Origin of the sequence: Bernardetia sp. Wsw4-3y2, assembly GCF_037126295.1 — a bacterium.
Classification (GTDB): domain Bacteria; phylum Bacteroidota; class Bacteroidia; order Cytophagales; family Bernardetiaceae; genus Bernardetia.
The window spans coordinates 1982020-1999482 of sequence record NZ_CP147017.1 but is presented as its reverse complement, the minus strand read 5'-3'; the positions used below and the strand labels follow the sequence as shown (position 1 = coordinate 1999482).

Below are 17463 nucleotides of genomic sequence, written 5' to 3'. Positions count from 1 at the left end.
CTATTAAAATTAGTCCATTTTTAATAAATCTTTCATTCCAAAAACACCTTTTTTGTCTTTCAAAAATTCGGCAGCCAAGACTGCTCCTTTTGCAAATCCTTCCCTTGAATAGGCTTTATGAGTAATCGAAACCTCATCAACAGTAGAAGAATAAGTAGTAGTGTGTGTTCCTTTTACATCCTCTTCTCGCTCTGCAAAGATAGGAATACTAGTTGCATTTGTAGAATGCTTGTTATCATTTTTTTCTACTAATTGCCAATCTTGTTTTAAGTTATAATTTTCTAAAATAGTTTCTGCTAATGTGATAGCTGTGCCACTAGGAGCATCTTTTTTTTCTGTATGATGGATTTCTAATATTTCAGTATCATAATCAGCATAATTTTTCATTAATTTGGCTGCAAAAGCATTAATTTCTAAAAAAAGATTTACTCCAATACTAAAATTAGAAGCCCAAAAGAAAGCTGTTTTTTCAGAACTAGCTGTATTTAAAACTAATTTTTCAATTTCTTTTTTTTGCTCATTCCAGCCTGTTGAACCACAGACTACTGCAATGCCTTTTTCTAAGCAAAATTTTACATTTTCAAAAGCACTTTCAGGCGAAGTAAATTCAATAACTACATCAGTATTTTGAGAAGAAAATTTTTGTAATTCTTCTTTATTATTTCTATCAATACGAAAAGAAATAGAATGTCCTTTTTGAAGAGCAATTTTTTCAATTTCCTTTCCCATTTTTCCGTATCCTAACAATGCAATTTTCATAAATCAGTTATCAGTTTTTCAGTTATCAGTCATTAGTTACTAATTTGAATACAAGTAGCTAAATAAGTCAAGATAATTGGGTTTATAAATTGAATTAATCTTAACCATTAATCCCTAAAAAGTCATTACTAAAGAAACTCCACTTAGTGTATTTCCATTCATTCCAACACTTTCCATTTGAGGTTTAAACTTAAAAGAAATGTCATCATCAATATCAAAGTTGTTGAAATGTGCTGTTGTGGTAGCTTCTCCAATATTGAGCAGATAAATAAGTCCAGTAATAATCATATAAAAATCTCTATCTCTACGATAACTATCTCGCTGACGTTGTACTTGGTCTGCCGAACGATTTTCAAAAGAAGCATCAGGTTTTGTAGCTGGGTTTTCGTCTTGCATATACAAATAATTCTCTCTATAAATACGATAATTGGCGTGATTTGAAATAGAAAGATAAGCAGGAACACCCAAAGCAACATAAACCAAGGGTATTTTTACAGCCCATGCTTTTTTATTATAATACTGACCAGCTCCTGGTAAAGCAGCTGAAAGAAGTGCGGCACGAGTAGGAGGGCGAAGTTTGAATTTAGGCTCTAATTTTACTTGTAATTTATCTTTCGTTTTTACAGAATCCTTTACTGTTTCTTTAATGATAATCTGTGAAGTAGAATCTACTTTGATAGTATTTAAGGAATCTGTTTTTGTATCTTGTCCAAAGCTAGAAAAAGATAGAAATATAAAGCAAAAAATACAGAAAAAAACTGCTAAAATTGTTTTTTGCTTAGTTAATAATGAGTGAAATAGCCTATTCATTAAAGTATAATTATTTAAATTATCATTGAGAATTAATTTACAAAATAACGAAAAATAACTCACTTTGAATTTATTTTGAAAGGGCATTTAGCTAAAATTGTGAATCCTTTAACATAAAATAAAAACAAAAAGGCTAATACCCTTCATGTTCTCTAGGTTTTTCGGGCAAAGTTGGTGCAGATTGACCTTCAGAAGGTTCTAGCTCTTTCATTTCTTTTTCTAGTTTTTCTTGTTCTTCTTTAGAAAGTAAAAGCTTGTTTAAATCAGGTTGTCCTGCATCTATCCAACAGGTAAGCCAAAAATCACCTACTGTTTTGATAGATTGTTTCATTCTTCGCTCTACTTGTCCGTTGAGCATATCGTGGTAGGCTTTTGAAAATGGTCTTGAATAAAGTTTTTGTGTATTATTTCCACGAGTTTCATAACTCCATTTTTGGTCATCGCCCATTTGCTTAGTAAGTTGCTTTTCAAAACGCAGAACAGAATCTAGTGCAATATGCGAACCGATAATAGCGTCCCAAGCTCTTTCTTGAGTATTGTCTATATATTCTGCTTTTCCTACAAAAAAATCATATTGTAAAGCATAGAGTTCTGGCAAACGAGATTCCCAAAAACCATGAATTCCATATTGGTCTGTAAGTTGTCCGTTATAATTTTCAGTAGAATGAAGAGGAACATGAGAATCTCCAATATAATGTCCTAAATCTGCCGAAATACGAATAATTGCATCTGCATCTCCTCGTTCCATTGCATTTGTGAGCTTCCAACGAAACTGTTCTACTGTCCAAGGAACAATTCCATACGCCATTAATGTATCTTCTGAATATTTTTCAACAGCATCTTTCCAACGATGAGGTAATTTTAGCCAAGCACTATCTCCATAAATATCCATATCCAAATAATGGCGAGGAGCTTCTCCCTCAACAGCATACCTACGACGGTCTGGATTGACAGCATTTTCGGTGATATATTGAATATTTGCTTTATAAAATCCAAACATTTCTGGTGGAAGTGTATAAACTGCCATTCTATTGATAATACGATGTCCGTAAAAACCCCAAGAATAGGCATTTGAAATGCAAAGTAGAAGCAAAAGTAGTGAGAAGAATATTTTTTTCATTGTCGTAGTAAATGATATTTAAAACAAAGAATATTATTTTTTTTTAAATAAAACAAGAGATGTAAAGATACAATTTTCTGATAACTGATTTACTTCTCCCTCTCAATAGCATACTTAACTAGCTCCATAAGCGAAGTTTTATGTTCAGATTCTGGAAAAATGGTTAGCATCTCCATGGCTTCTTTATAATAATTTTGCATAACTGTTTTGGTATATTCTATTCCACCCGATTTTCTTACAAATTCTATCACTTCATTTATCTTGTCAGCTTTATTATTCTTGTTTTTTACTAAATAAATGATGTGTTTTCTATCTTTATCAGAAGCATTTTTTAGAGCATAAATTAAAGGCAAAGTCATTTTTCTCTCTTTTATATCAATTCCTAATGGTTTTCCTACTTCGGCAGTTCCGTAATCGAACAAATCATCTTTTATCTGAAAGGCAATTCCTATTTTTTCTCCAAAATCCTTCATTAAATCTACTGTTGCTTTGTCTGCACCTGATGAAGCAGCACCAACTCCACAACAAGCTGAGATAAGTGTAGCCGTTTTTTGCCTGATTATTTCAAAATAAACCTCTTCGGTAATATCTAACTTTCTTGATTTTTCGATTTGTAATAATTCTCCTTCACTCATTTCTCTAACAGCATTCGAAACAATACGTAAAAGCTCAAAATCTCCATTATCAATTGACAACAAAAGACCACGAGAAAGCAAATAATCACCTACCAAGACAGCTACTTTATTTTTCCAAAGTGCATTTATCGAAAAAAAACCTCTTCTATAATTTGATTCATCAACTACATCATCGTGTACGAGTGTAGCCGTGTGTAAAAGTTCTACTAAAGAAGCTCCTCTATAAGTTACTTCTCCAATTGTTCCAGATTCTGAACACATACCAGCTGAAAGAAAGACAAACATCGGTCGCATCTGTTTTCCTTTACTTTTGACAATATAATTGGTTATCTTATCCAAGAGCATTACATCAGAACGCATAAAATCTCTAAACTTTTGTTCAAAGATTTTCATTTCGGATTGAATGGGAGTTTGTATGCGTTTGAGGCTCATAGAAAAATAAAGAATAGAATGTTGAAAAAATAGCTATTTATATTCGCTACAAAGGTAGGAATTTGTAATTTTATGAACTAATTGTATTTTTAAATGAAATAACAACAAATACGCTCAAAAGTATTCTACAGAAATTATGAAAATAGAATATACACTTCAAGAAGAGGATTTTTTAGAATATCAACTCTATACAACCTCCAAGTCAGAATCTATTAGAAAAAAGCGTTTGCTTTCAAAGTTTGCTGTGCCTGCCTTGTATGTTTTGTTGGGTGTTTTTTTCTATTTTTATGATAACAATAAAAATGCAATTTTGATTTGTATTTTTTTAGGTGCTTTATGGCTCTTGATTTATCCTTTCTATTCAAAATATAGATACAAGAGATTTTATCTCAATCATATCAAAAAAAAATATACAGATAGATTAGACCATGTCGATGCACTAAAACTAGGAAATAATAATTACTTTTATATCAAAGAACAAGGAGAAGAAGGAAAAATAAAAACATCTGACATATCCAAACTCATTGAGCTAAAAGAACATTTTTTCTTACAAACAAAAAAAGGAGGAGCAATTATTCTTCCTAAAACCTATATTTTAAATATAGATGGTTTCAAACAAAAAATTGCTGATTTAGAGATTGACTATGTAGATGATACAGCATGGAAATGGAACTAAGTTTTTGGCAAGTTTTGTTAAGAATAGATTTAATAGGTTGGTTTTTGGTGTAGTTGTGCTAAAACACTAATAAAGACTATTTTATTTTTTTATTCTCAAAAAAAATCTGAAACTATTTTTAAACTACTGACTTTTTATACCACAGATTAGAAAGTCTGTTATACACGTTTTTATTATAAAAAACTGAATTAATGAAAAACACAGCTTTATATATTTATTTTATCTTGATTAGTTGCCTTGTTTTTACTTCTTGTAAAGATGAAGCTCCCGAAGAACCAAATGACCTTACTCTTGGACAATCATTTTATCCCATTCAGAAAGGACAATTTCAAACTTTTTTTGTCAAACAAACTCGTTTTGCTTTGAATGAAATTCCTGTTACTACTACTTACCAACTCAAAGAAGTAATTGGAGATGAGTTTATAGGAGAGAATGGGGAAAAATTAAATGAAGTTTTGCGTTATGTACGTACTGGTGGTTTAGAAAACTTTCGTTTGGATTCTGTTTTTTCAGTTAGAAAAGATGAGAATGTAGTGGTAAAGATGGAACATAATGTTCCTTACATAAAATTTGACTTCCCAATAGAAGAAGGAAAGATGTGGAACGGAAATCAGTTTAATGCTCGTCCTTTAAAGGATTATTTAGCACAAGAGGTAAATGTTGCAAAATCTATTGGAGGCAATAATTTTAATAAAACGATTACCATCATTGAAAGTCAGGATTCTAGTTTGGTAGATAAAGAACTACGCTATGAAATTTATGCTGATGAAGTAGGAATGGTTTATAAAAGAACAGAAAGCCTTTTGTATTGTAATCAACCTGAGTGTTTTGGACAGAAAATTATAGAACGAGGAATTATTTCTGAACTCACTATTTTTGATTGGGGAATTGAGTAAATCTACAGTTTGATTGACATTTAGTAAAAAAGAGGCTGTCCGAAAAGGTCAGCCTCTTTTTATGCAGCTATTTTTTGTAATTCTTCTTTTTGGTTGATTTTTTTGATGATGCAAACAAATTTTGTCTTTTGGTGATTTTTTTGAGTATAAAAAAAGGTGCAAAAAGATGATTTTTTAGAATTGAAAGTATTTTTTAGCTTATCGGCAGTTTTTGCCACCATTTTTCTAAAATTATGTCCAAGAGCCATCAATAGAAACTCCATTTCTACTTTTACTAATCCCTTAAAAGTAAATCGATTAAACTTATTATTATATTTGAGATGCCCAAAAACAGCTTCTACTTCTATAGGGCGTTTACTGCGCTGCTCTAATCCTTTCTCACTAGTTAGTAAATTTCTAGCTTTCTCTTTTAGTTGGTTTAAACGATGATTCACTTGTATTATTCTATTGCCTTCAGCTTTATGACATAAATTGCGAAGAGGACAATCTTGACACCTTTTTGCTTGATAATAAGATACTTGCGATTCGTATCCATTACTTGAAGTACGTTTTCCATCTCTTATTTTCTTCATTCTTTGCCCCATCGGACAGACATAAAAATCTAATTCTTTGTTGTAAAATAAATTCTGAACTAAAAAAGGATTATTTTTCATTTTCCTTTTTTGCTCTTTATGGAAATAATTGTACTTAACGTAGGCAGTAATTTCTTTTTTTTCAAGTAATTCATAATTTTCTTCACTTCCATAACCTGCATCAGCTACTACTTCTTTACTTTGTTTATTGTACTGATTTTCAAATCCTTCTAAATGAGAGGATAAAGTGGTGGTATCTCCTGCCGTTTGATGAATAGAAACGTGGGTAATAAATTGATTTTCTGTGGACACTTGAGCATTATAAGTAGGTTTGAGTTGTCCATTTTTCATGTGATCTTCTTTCATCCGCATAAAAGTAGCATCCGTATCTGTTTTACTATACGAGTTTCTACAACCTAAAATTTTCAGAGACTCTTCATATTTACTTAATCTAGGAAGATATTCATCTTGCATTTTTTTTAGTTCTCTTGCCTGTTGTTTACTCGGTTCTTTTAGTTTTTTATTGATTTGAGCGAGTTTTTCTTTTAATAATTCTGAATCTAATGGAGTAGATACTTCTTCTTTATTTTCTTCTTGATTATCTGATTGAATACTACTTTCAATATCAGATAAAATTTTATTTACTTTAGTTTCTAACTTTTCTTTATTTTTTTCAATACTACCACGCCAAACAAAAGTATAACGATTAGAACAAGCCTCTATTTTTGTTCCATCAATATATTGAACATCAAGACTTACATAACCCATTTCAACCAACATTTTAACAACTTCTCCAAATAAACGATGAATGTGTGCCTTCAAAATTTTACCTCTAAAGTCATTAATTGTTCTAAAATCTGGTGTAGAATTGCCTGATAAATACATAAAATGAATATTCTCCCCAAGAGCTTTAGCTATTTTACGACAAGAATAAATATTGGATAAATAAGAATAGAATAGCACTTTAACGAGCATTCTTGGATGATAAGCTGAACAACCTCCACCTTTGTATTGAGAAATCAAATCGCTAATATCCAATGAATCAACCACCTTTTCAACTAAACGAACAGGATGGTGAGCTGGAATTTTGTCAAATATATTGACAGGAAAAAGTTCGGGCTGCTTACCACTTTGGTTTTTGAAAACTACTTTTGCCATAGGCTATATAACGTTAGTATAAAAGTATATATACCTCGAAAATAAAAAAAATTAACCATAAAAAAAAGGCTATCCGTACTTTTCGGACAGCCTCGTTTAAATTGTAGAGTTTAAAATTGCCGTATTTTGCTGAATATCAACTCTGTACGGCAATTATATTTTGCAAAAGTCCTATATTTGTTTTTACCACAAAATAAATAATTAGATTTTGTAAAATACACTACAATGATAAAAAAAAATAGCCACAAAAATAGTTTCTTTGACAAAAAAATATTTTGAACAGGAATTTTCAGCTACTTCTACTCTTTTTCAGAACTCTTTTTCAGAATTAGATATTTCTAATGTAGATGAATCTGATACATTACTTTTTGAAAAAATGCAAACTGTATTTTTTCTAGGTCAATTACTAGGTTTGCCTACCTTGAAAAGTATTTTAGTCAAATTTGGTATCACAAGTAGTCAAGTATCCATCAATTACAAAAAGTTGTATAAAAAACTGACAATCAACAAAATACGTGTACTTTATGAATATGTATTTAAAACTCAAGTGGTTCATTTATTGAAAGAAATGGCTTCAAAAGATAGTAGTATTTGGTCAAAAAAAAGAGTTACGGCAGTTTTAGATGACAGTATTTTTCGTCAATGGCTCTCTGAGTTAGGTAGAGAAAATGATTATTTTGGAAGTTTCTTTAGTGGACAGTATCGTGCTACTACTCTAGGCTTTAAAGTGGTTTGTTTTGGATTATATATTGAAGATGTTTTTTATCCTTTATTTTTTGATTTTGTTAGAAAAAAAGAAAAAGCTGATAAAAAAGAACCTATTCAAATAGCTAAAAAATTAGTGAATCGTTGGGGAAAGTTACAAGAAAAATTAGCTAAAGAAAATAGTGTATTACCTTCTATTCATTTTAGTTGTGATAGTGGCTATAGTGATGTTTCATTGAGTGAAGAATGTACCAACCAATCAACAAGTTTGATTTATATTAGTGTACCTAAAAAAAATCATATTATTATAGTAAATAATAAAAAAACAAACTCAAAAGAATATATAGATCGTGTTTTTTTAGAACAAGAAAAAAAACATCAAGAAGCGCAAAGACATCTCAAGGAAGAAGAAAAAACACCTTTTACTTTACGTCTAAAAGCGTTCTATCAATGCCAAAAAAGAGAAGTTGTTTTATTATTTTTTAGGTTAAATGGCTCAAAAAAAGTAAGTGTTATATATACCCCAAATTTGACCGTTTTTGCAAAAACATTACGAAGACATTGGTTCAATAGAACCTATATAGAACAGTTTTTCAAAACACTCAAACACGTATTAAAAATTAGTGAACCTAGAACAAAAAATAAAGAAGAATTTGAAAATAAACTTTTAAAATTTGCATTTTTGGCGATTGAAGTTCAAAAAATAGTCCGATTTATTAGAAGAAAATGTAAACAATTTAAACAAAAAGGATTTATTTCTTTACAAAGGATACTCTGCTCTAACAAAGAAATACTAGACCTTTTGCAAAATCAAATCAATATAAAAACTTGATAATCAAAATAGTAAACTAAAATCAAACTCTACAATTTAAATAGTTGATAACCTAAATTCAACTCTACGATTTTTTGCTCTTCCTTCTTCATTAAAATTATCAGCTATTTGTTTTTGAGAACCAAAACCTTCATAACTCACTCTGCTTTTATCAATTCCTAAAGAAATAAGTTGTTCTGAAACTGCTTTTGCTCTGTCTTTTGAGAGTTGTAAATTATAATCTGCTTTTCCTGTGTTGTCAGTATGTCCTTCAATATTTACTTTCAGCGTTGGGTTTTCTTTCAAAATTTCAAAAAGACGATATATTTCAGGTAAAGAAGTTTCTTGTAGTGCATAACTATCAAAATCAAAAAATAGATTATTTAGTCGGACTGTTTTTTGGTCGTCTATGAGTTCGGATATCTCATAAATTTCTAGGTTTTGATTGGTCTTAAAAATGATTGGTTTGTCTTTTATTCCTGTTTGATTTGTTCCATTATTATTTTCAGTATTTCCTCCTTTATTTCCTTGATTTGTAGTTCCATTCTGATTGATAGAAATATTTTGAGAAGTAGAAAACGTACCTTCTTGTTTTGCATACATTCCTATTTTTGAAGAAGTAGGATTTGAGTTAGAAAGTAAATTACTTGAAATTTGAACTTGAAATGAGCCATCTTTTGCATTACTTTTTGTTGAAGAAATAATTTTTCCTGTTGTCAAATCTTCTATAAAAATTTGTTTCTGAATTCCTTTTCCATTCTTATCAACAATTTTTCCTATGATAATTGTAGGTGGCAAAACAGGGTCTGGACGAAAACGCTCAGGCACTTCAAAACGATAAATGTCATAATTGGTCTTGTAAGAATTATTTTGATTCTGTTGATTATTTGTTTCTGTGTTTTTCAAAACAATAAAAGCAAACTCTCCAGAAGTTCCCATATAAAAACCATCCAAAAATGGCGTATTGATGCTTTTTCCTAAATTTACAGGTTCAGACCATTCTGTCCAAGAATTTGGATTTAATCGTTTTGACATAAAAATATCGCCACTTCCAATTCCATAATGTCCATCAGAAACAAAATAAAGCGTTTTCATATCTGGATGCAAAAACGGCTGCGTTTCGGCAAAAGGAGTGTTTATAATTTCGCCCAAGTTTATTGGTTCGCTCCATTCTCCAGTTTCTTGATTTTTTTCACTTACAAAAATATCAATATTAAATTCTTCTCTTCCATGGAAATACAAACGGTCTTTAGGAGCTTTGGGTAAATGATTTCCTACTACACCCTCTCTATCCGATGAAAAAACAACAGCATTTCCATCCACTGAAAAACTCAAACCTGCTTCGTAATTGGGTGTATTGACAGGAAAAGGAAAGGCTTTTATACGTCCCCAAGTGGGAGAATTTGTAGTATTATCTTGTTTTATATTTCGCTCTGCAAAAAATAAATCTCCGTTTCCTAGTTTGTTATTTTGTTGTCGTAACTCAATTTTATAGGCATCAAGACTTCCATAATTTCCGAACAAAACAAGCGTATTTCCATCAAAACTGACACTTTGAGGAACTTCATGCGTATTTGTATTTACGCCATCAGGCAAACGAATTGCTTTCGAATATTTACCGTTTTCAAACATCGAATAATACACATCTTGCCCTGTTCCCAAATCCATTCTACAAAAATAAAGTCCTTCATTTCCATACGCATCTAAAAATGGAACTGGTGCAGTTTCGTAGCCTTCTGTATTTATAGTTGAACCTAAATTTTTTAAGTTTAGATTATCTTCTTTTGCGTTTAGTAGCGCAATTATTTTATCAAAATCGTTTTCACCAAAGTTTTTCTCATTATTATTTTGAACAAATAAAGGCTTGAATTTTTGATAAACTGCACTGGCTTCATTCCATTTTTTATCAACAATCAACGGACTAGCCAACTTCTGAACGGCTACAAAGGCAAGTTGATGAGGTGCAAACTCTTTTATAAAACCTTCATACAAATCACAATTTATACACTTATCATTATTAGATTCATAAATAACTCCTTTATAATGAAGATTCAGTTTACAAAAAAGCTGCAAAACTGTCATGTTTTTTGTTTTGGCAAAGGCTTCTAATTTTTTGTATTCTTCTTTATTTTTGTAGCCATATTCAGGAAAATTCCAATCTGCACCATAAAATTCTGGAATAATGTTTCTTAGTTCGTCTTCGGTGTAATCTTCCAAAATACAATCACAATATTTTTCATACAAATAGCCATTTCCTGTTCCTCTAGCACGTAAATCTGGAATATTTATAAATTCTTTCAACAGACTTCGACGAGCGTTTCTGATTCCCTCATACGGACGAGTTTTTTGATACGTTTCCAAAAAATCAGTTGCCTGTAAAACCAAAATATGACGCAAAGCCTGTGTCGTATCTGCGCTTTCTGGACGATTGTAAGGAGGTGTAAGTGGCAAACGCTGAAAAGGAACATAATAAAAAGCATCGACAATCAAATTTGAAGCTGCTGTTGCAATGCCTTCTTTGAGGTTAAAAACATCTTTAAAATTGCCTATTCCTTCCGAAATGAGTTTGTTTTTGTCTGATTCTGTCAAAGCTCTATAATTTTCTAAGGCTTGAGAAGCCAAATTATAAGCGTGTTTTAGTGTATCGTGTTGAGATTGAAAGTTTTTGAAACGCAAATCTTCTGTTTTGGTTTCGATGACTTTATTAGACTGATGCAGCAGCAGCGTAGCATACGCACGATTGTAAAGCAGAGCCGTATTTTGAGGTTCTTTGAGTAGTAATCCATCAAAAATAGAAATTGCTTTTGGGTAATTTTTGGATTGAAGGTTTTGTAATCCTTCCTTTATAGTATTCTGTGCAAAAACAGAAGTTTGAAAGAATAATAAGAAGGAAAAAATAAGTAGAAGGAAACGCATATATTTTTTTATTTTAGATGATTACGTTTCTAAGTTACTCAAAATTAATGCTAGTTGTTTGGTTGCCAATTATTAAAACTTTGACAGTCCTTTCAGAAGGCTGTCAATAGTTTTATTGCAAGCTATTGTCAGAGTTATTTTGGATTACCAAAAACTACTGACAAAGTTTTTATTTTTATTCTAACTGATAGAAACCTTTACTCTTAATCCGTCGTGGTGGATTAGTACAAAACAATCTAAATTACTGTTCATTAAAATATAATCCATAGGCTGCATAAAATCTATATTCTCCTGTATTATTTCATCATAATTTCTAATTAATACTATGAATTCTTCTTTGTTTTTGATTTTAAACACAATGTTTTTAGTGTAGCTTTCCATAGTTACTAATATAACTTCGCCTGAAAGCTGTTTTATTTCTTCGAACAGAAATAAATTTACTATTTCATCTTCAGAATATTCTTTTACCCCTTGTTCAAAGTCTTGCCAATATTTTATAGAACTCCATTTTTCTTTTTTCATTAAAAGATGTTCATATATACTACCTATAGTAATCACAGATTTACTATTCAGTAATTTTTTATCTATTGACTTACAAAAATCAGTAAAATTGATTATTTTCATATTATAGTTAGTTCTTTATTATTGGTTATGTATTGTCATATAAGTATTAACTAATAAGGTATGGTTTCTCAGTTAGGTAATAGGGCAAACGCACGAAATTTTTAATATGGTTGTAATAGCTCAAAACAGGCTTTATTTATCAGAGTAATATTAAAATACAAAGTCAAAAACTAGCTTGATTTGTTTTAAATAGACACAGAAAAATTTCGTGCGTTTGCCCTAGTTAGGTAAAACTAAAACTCTACTTTTCTATAAATATCTGTAAATGGAATTTTTATATCTAAAGTAGGAAAAGATAGCATTTTTTCTATTCCTGTGATGGTTTCGATTTGCCATAAGGATTTATTAGCATCTTGTTTTTCTAATTTCATTCTTCTATATATTTCTAGTTGTGGTTTGTCTTGTAAAATCAAAACATAATATTCTAAACTAGGAATTTGTTTGTATAAACTAAATTTATCTTCTCTATCCAGTTCTTCTGTTGATTTTGATAAAACCTCAATAATAATTATCGGATTCGTAACGCCATGATTTTTATGTTCCGATTCTTCTACTTCTCCACAAACTACCATTGCATCAGGATATAAATATTTTTTTTTATCTTGAAAAGCTAGTTTTGTATCGCTATTGAGCACTTCACAATCGCCTCCTTTTTCATTTAATAATGACCAAAACTTTCCAAATATATTTCCACTAATCCTTGAATGATTGATTGTTCCTCCAGCCATTGCAATAACAAAACCGTCATGATATTCATATTTTTGGTCATTTTCTCTCTCCAAATTGATATACTCTTGAAAAGTTAGTTTTTGTGGTTGTAGTTCTTCTTTTGGTAATCCCATGGTTTTATAAATTTTGGTTGTTTGGCTTTACATAAAGATACGAAATTATTGAGTTTTATGTTGGAATAGAAAAACGAGCTTTAAGGATAAATTTTATTTTTTATATTTGTATTGGTTAGTCAAAAACTCTATTATAATCCTAGCATTCTGAATTTTACTCATTATGGCAAAAAAAGCAGCAAAAGCAGTAACAAAAAAAGCAACTTCAGCGACAGACATCTTAGTAATTCCTTCAAAAAAGGCAACTTTATCTACTCCTCAAAAAGCCTATAATAGGAATATAAAAGAAATTGATAAAAGAAAATTAGAATTACAGGGATTAGAAAAAGAAATCAGAAAAATTCAGCAACGTGTTCATTCAGAGGTTTTTCCAGAATTGGATACTTTGCAAAAATTGCGTGTAGAGAAATTAGAAAAAATGGATGCTTTTTTTGACCAAAAATTATCAAAAAAACATACTGAAAAACTAATGGACATTTTTTTCGAAGAACTAGATGTGGTAATAGGTGAATCTATGGAGTATCCAATGGATGAACAAATCAAAGAAAGAGTAACAGAATTGCATGATAAACATGCTGATATGACTATAGAAGAAGTCCAAAATGAAGCAAAAAAAGATGTTTTAGATACTATGAAAAATGATTTAGAAGAAATGGGGCTAGGAGGCATTGACCTTGAAGATTTTGATTTTAGTATGGACGGAATGAAAAAAATAATGGAAGCCATGTTTGAAAAACAAAAGGAAGAGCAAGGTGAAAGAGAACAAGAGAGAATAGAAACGGATGAAAAATTTGCTGCTAAAAAGCAAAATGAAAAAGAAGAAGAAAAAGAACGTACCAAAACGGTAAAAGGCATTTACAAGCGTTTAGTAAAAGAATTACACCCCGATTTAGAAGCTGATATAGACGAACAAGCACGAAAAAATGAACTCATGCAGCGCATTACTCAAGCCTACAATGACAATGATTTTTTTGAGCTTTTGAAGCTCAATATCGAACACCAAACACGTAATAAAGGAGATATGTCTAAATTGGCAGACCAAGAAATTGAATATTATAATCAAATCTTGAAATCTCAAATAAAAGATTTAAAAATGAATATAAAAGCTCTAAAACAGAGTTTTTTATATGATTATTATGGAGGTTCGCCACAACGTTTAGGTCAAGTTATAAGACGTTGTAAAGAAAAAATAAATTCTGAAAAAGAAATTTGCCAACATGAAAATGAAACTACATTTTCTTCTCTCAAAAATTGGAAAGAATCGCTAAAACATAAAGTAGAAGAGGAAGACGATTTTTCTATTTTTGCTTTGATTTTTGGTGGAAATGCAAAAGAACATGCCTATAAAGAAAAAATGGATTTTATATATGGAAATACAAAAATGCCTTTTGGATTTTAGTCAAAAAACAATTCTTTTTTTGCAAATCAAAAAATAAAACCTTACCTTTGCACTTCATTTTTTTTACACTATTAACTGATTTGGTATGAGAAATTACGAAGTAACATTTATTCTCACGCCCGTATTGTCCGAGAGTCAGTTGCAAGAAATTAGCGATAAGTTCTACAACTACTTGACAAATAACGGTGCAAACATTTACAATCGTGAGAACTGGGGTTTGAAAAAACTTGCTTATCCGATGCAAAAGAAACATAGTGGACATTATCACTACTTTGAGTTTGAAGCTGACCCACAACTTTTAAAAGGTTTGGAAACAGAATTTAAACGTGAAGAACGTGTAATGCGCCATTTAGTGGTAGCTCTTGACAAGCATTCTATGCTTTTTAATGAGCGTCGTCGTAATGGAGAGTTTAATAAAAAGAAAGAAACTCCTAAAGAAGAAGAAAACGATAAGCCAAAAAGAAAATAATTTCTTTTTGTTTTGATTTTTTTTCAATCTCATTTCCTTTTTTTTACAAAAAACTATTCATAGATTATGCCTTTAATCAACGAACCAATCCACAGCTCAAGACAAGAGCGTCGCAAAAAATATTGTCGTTTCAAAAAATCAGGTATCAAGTATGTTGATTACAAAGATGCTGAGTTTTTGAAAAAATTCTTGAACGATCAAGGTAAAGTATTACCTCGTCGTATCACAGGTAACAGCCTCAAATTCCAACGTAAAGTAGCGCAAGCTGTAAAACGTGCTAGACACTTAGGTCTATTGGCATTTGTTGATGACAACGGAAAATAAGCCTGCCTTCTTTCCTATTTTATTTATTAAAACCTATAATTCAAAAATAGATTATGGATATTATCTTAAAACAAGGCGTTAAAGGCTTAGGAGATAGAAACGATATCGTATCAGTAAAACCTGGGTATGCTCGTAACTATCTTATTCCACAAGGACTTGCAATGGTAGCCTCAGCGTCTAACCGTAAATCGGTAGCTGAAACTGAACGCCAACAAGCTCGTAAGCTCGCCAAACACAAAGAAGATGCTCAGACATTGGGCGACCAATTAGCAGCCGTAACTTTAGAAATTCGTACTAAAGCAGGTGAGTCTGGTAAAATCTTCGGTGCAGTTACTCCTATTCAAATTGCAGAAGCACTTAAAGAAAAAGGTTTTGAAGTGGATCGTAGAAATATCACGATGCCAAACGACCTCAAAATGCTTGGAGAATATACAATCTCTGTTTATCTTCACAAAGAAGTACAACCAGAAATTAAATTAAACGTAATTGAAGAATAATCTTTATTCTCTATTGCTTTAATATAAATTCCCTTTATTCAATAGAATGAAGGGAATTTTTTGTTTTAAATTTGTGGCTTGTGCCAATAATAAAGTATAAAAATACTTCTAATTTGGCTTCTCATAAACAGCTTCTTTCCAATGTTCTAAAATTGGATTCATTTTCTTAAACCATAAACTAGGAATAAGAGCTATCAAAATCATGGTAGGGTAACCAGAAGGAAGTTGAGGACTTTCATCAAAATGTCTTAAAACTTGATATTCTCTAGTAGCAAATGCATGATGGTCAGAATGACGTTGAAGTTGAAACAGAATAAAGTTACTTACCTTATGACTACTATTCCACGAATGAAATGGATTTACTCTCTCATAGCGATTGGGAGCAATTTCTTTTCTAATGATTCCATAATGTTCTACATAATTGACAGCTTCTAAAAGTGAAAATCCAATAATAGCTTGACAAACTAATAAAATAGGAACTTCCCAAGCCAAACTACCTTTATAAATTGAAAAATAAAGGGTAGAAATAATTACTCCAAAAATAGGTAAAGCTGTGTACCAAATCATCGCATTTTCACTACTTTTCTTTGATATATTCTTCCTTTCTAGCCTTTCGTTTTCTAATTTCCAAGCATGTTGGTAACTTTCGCTTACACTTCTTTTCCAAAAGTGATAAAAATTTTCATTCTTTTGAGAGGTAGCTGCATCATGTGGAGTAGCTACCCAAACGTGATGTCCTCTGTTGTGTTCTATGAAAAAATGCATGTAGCCAACTGTAAACAACAAGACTTTGCTAAAAAACTGGTCTAGCTTGTCGGTCTTGTGTCCAAGTTCGTGTGCTACTGTGATTCCTACACCTCCTGTAACCAATCCTAACGAAATAGTGAACCCAACAGCTTCCCACCAAACAAGAGTGTTAGAAATTATAACAGACATAGCCCAAGTCAGAAGTCCAAGCTGAATAAAAACCCAACAGTAAAGGACAAACTTAAAAAATAACTCTTCACTTAATTTAGCCTCCTCTTCTTTTTCGATATTTTTGGTATCTGTTCCAATATAATAATCTAAAAGTGGGATTATACCAAAAACGAATATAATTGTCAAATAATTTCCCATTCCTCCCAAATAGTATCCCAAAATGAGCATAAAGGGAAGTGAAAAAGCACTGAAGAAGCCTAGTTTTTTGGAGAGTTTCATCGCTATTTTTATAAATTAGTTTTTTGAATCAACTGTACATAGTCAAATTTGAACACTCTAAAATACAAAATAATATCAATAATTTATAATCTTAACTACTTTTTTTGTATCAAAATCATGGGCATGAAAAAAGGCTATCACTTTCTAAATGATAACCTTTAACTATTTTTTATAAAAATAAACCTATATACGTTTATTTTATATTCTTACATACCTTCTTTAACTTCTTCAGCAGCAGCACCCAAAGAATCAGCAGCAACTTCTAAAGAGTCACCAGCAGCTTCCATCATATTAGAAGCATCATCAGTTTCGTCGATGATAGTTTCATCAATGATTACAGTAGTAGTATCATTAGTAGCATCACTTGATTTTGTACCATCACAAGCAACAAGAGTCAAAGTAGAAAAAGCAACAAGAGAAGCAAAAGCAAGAGTTTTGATAGATTTCATATTTTCTTTGTTTAAAGATTCGTTTGTTTAGAGAGAACTAAAATTAGTAAGTAGTAATTGTTAAAGAAGTATTGCACCTTGCATAACTTCCAACGATTAAAGGCACAAAATAATACTTAAAAAATCAGAAAAGCAAAGATTAATTAAAATTAATTTTGTTTTTTTGGAACGT

Annotated in this window: 17 protein-coding genes; 7 read left to right on the top strand and 10 right to left on the bottom strand. The window is 30.9% G+C overall.

Annotated elements, in window-relative coordinates; translation table 11 throughout:
* Nucleotides 1-9: 9 nt before the first annotated feature.
* From dapB to V9L05_RS07910, 4 genes are all read right to left on the bottom strand, one after another.
* On the bottom strand, nt 10-759 hold the full coding sequence (gene dapB, locus V9L05_RS07925; protein WP_338815044.1) for a 4-hydroxy-tetrahydrodipicolinate reductase: 750 nt from the start codon (nt 757-759) through the stop codon (nt 10-12).
* Nucleotides 760-873: 114 nt separating this feature from the next.
* Nucleotides 874-1569: a DUF5683 domain-containing protein gene (locus tag V9L05_RS07920; RefSeq protein WP_338815043.1), complete on the bottom strand. Its 696-nt coding sequence runs from the start codon at nt 1567-1569 to the stop codon at nt 874-876.
* A 133-nt stretch (nt 1570-1702) separates the two neighbouring features.
* On the bottom strand, nt 1703-2689 hold the full coding sequence (locus V9L05_RS07915) for a zinc dependent phospholipase C family protein (protein WP_338815042.1): 987 nt from the start codon (nt 2687-2689) through the stop codon (nt 1703-1705).
* Between the two features lie 89 nt (nt 2690-2778).
* Nucleotides 2779-3756, bottom strand: coding sequence for a polyprenyl synthetase family protein (locus V9L05_RS07910; RefSeq protein WP_338815041.1), 978 nt, complete (start codon nt 3754-3756; stop codon nt 2779-2781).
* Between the two features lie 136 nt (nt 3757-3892).
* On the opposite strand from V9L05_RS07910, the gene V9L05_RS07905 reads away from it, so the two are divergent.
* The gene (locus V9L05_RS07905; protein WP_338793783.1) at nt 3893-4432 is read left to right on the top strand and encodes a YcxB family protein; all 540 of its coding nucleotides are present in this window, start codon (nt 3893-3895) and stop codon (nt 4430-4432) included.
* Nucleotides 4433-4623: 191 nt separating this feature from the next.
* On the top strand, nt 4624-5328 hold the full coding sequence (locus tag V9L05_RS07900) for a hypothetical protein (RefSeq protein WP_338815040.1): 705 nt from the start codon (nt 4624-4626) through the stop codon (nt 5326-5328).
* 59 nt (nt 5329-5387) lie between these two features.
* On the opposite strand, the gene V9L05_RS07895 is transcribed toward V9L05_RS07900, so the two are convergent.
* Nucleotides 5388-7058 (bottom strand): IS1182 family transposase, encoded by a 1671-nt coding sequence (locus V9L05_RS07895; protein WP_338812234.1) that lies wholly within the window; start codon nt 7056-7058, stop codon nt 5388-5390.
* 259 nt (nt 7059-7317) lie between these two features.
* Between V9L05_RS07895 and V9L05_RS07890 the strand changes: the two genes are divergently transcribed.
* Nucleotides 7318-8595, top strand: coding sequence for a hypothetical protein (locus V9L05_RS07890; protein ID WP_338812774.1), 1278 nt, complete (start codon nt 7318-7320; stop codon nt 8593-8595).
* A 36-nt stretch (nt 8596-8631) separates the two neighbouring features.
* On the opposite strand, the gene V9L05_RS07885 is transcribed toward V9L05_RS07890, so the two are convergent.
* The 3 genes from V9L05_RS07885 to V9L05_RS07875 form a co-directional block, all read right to left on the bottom strand.
* Complete coding sequence (locus V9L05_RS07885; protein WP_338815039.1) at nt 8632-11490, bottom strand: OmpA family protein; 2859 nt, start codon at nt 11488-11490, stop codon at nt 8632-8634.
* 180 nt (nt 11491-11670) lie between these two features.
* Entirely contained in the window at nt 11671-12114 is a 444-nt protein-coding gene (locus V9L05_RS07880; protein ID WP_338815038.1) for a hypothetical protein, read from the bottom strand.
* A gap of 233 nt (nt 12115-12347) precedes the next feature.
* Complete coding sequence (locus V9L05_RS07875) at nt 12348-12956, bottom strand: Uma2 family endonuclease (protein ID WP_338815037.1); 609 nt, start codon at nt 12954-12956, stop codon at nt 12348-12350.
* A gap of 163 nt (nt 12957-13119) precedes the next feature.
* Here V9L05_RS07875 and V9L05_RS07870 point away from each other — a divergent pair, with 163 nt between their 5' ends.
* From V9L05_RS07870 to rplI, 4 genes are all read left to right on the top strand, one after another.
* Entirely contained in the window at nt 13120-14355 is a 1236-nt protein-coding gene (locus V9L05_RS07870; RefSeq protein ID WP_338815036.1) for a hypothetical protein, read from the top strand.
* Nucleotides 14356-14440: 85 nt separating this feature from the next.
* Complete coding sequence (gene rpsF, locus V9L05_RS07865) at nt 14441-14824, top strand: 30S ribosomal protein S6 (RefSeq protein ID WP_338815035.1); 384 nt, start codon at nt 14441-14443, stop codon at nt 14822-14824.
* A 66-nt stretch (nt 14825-14890) separates the two neighbouring features.
* A complete protein-coding gene (gene rpsR, locus V9L05_RS07860; RefSeq protein ID WP_338760526.1) occupies nt 14891-15148 on the top strand; it encodes a 30S ribosomal protein S18 in 258 nt (85 codons plus the stop codon).
* A gap of 53 nt (nt 15149-15201) precedes the next feature.
* A complete protein-coding gene (rplI, locus tag V9L05_RS07855) occupies nt 15202-15645 on the top strand; it encodes a 50S ribosomal protein L9 (RefSeq protein ID WP_338793558.1) in 444 nt (147 codons plus the stop codon).
* A gap of 108 nt (nt 15646-15753) precedes the next feature.
* Here rplI and V9L05_RS07850 read toward each other — a convergent pair whose 3' ends face one another.
* Nucleotides 15754-16842 carry an alkane 1-monooxygenase gene (locus V9L05_RS07850; protein ID WP_338815034.1) on the bottom strand — a complete coding sequence of 363 codons (1089 nt, stop codon included), beginning with the start codon at nt 16840-16842 and terminating at the stop codon, nt 15754-15756.
* Nucleotides 16843-17048: 206 nt separating this feature from the next.
* On the bottom strand, nt 17049-17291 hold the full coding sequence (locus V9L05_RS07845) for a hypothetical protein (protein WP_338793556.1): 243 nt from the start codon (nt 17289-17291) through the stop codon (nt 17049-17051).
* Between the last annotated feature and the right edge of the window lie 172 nt (nt 17292-17463).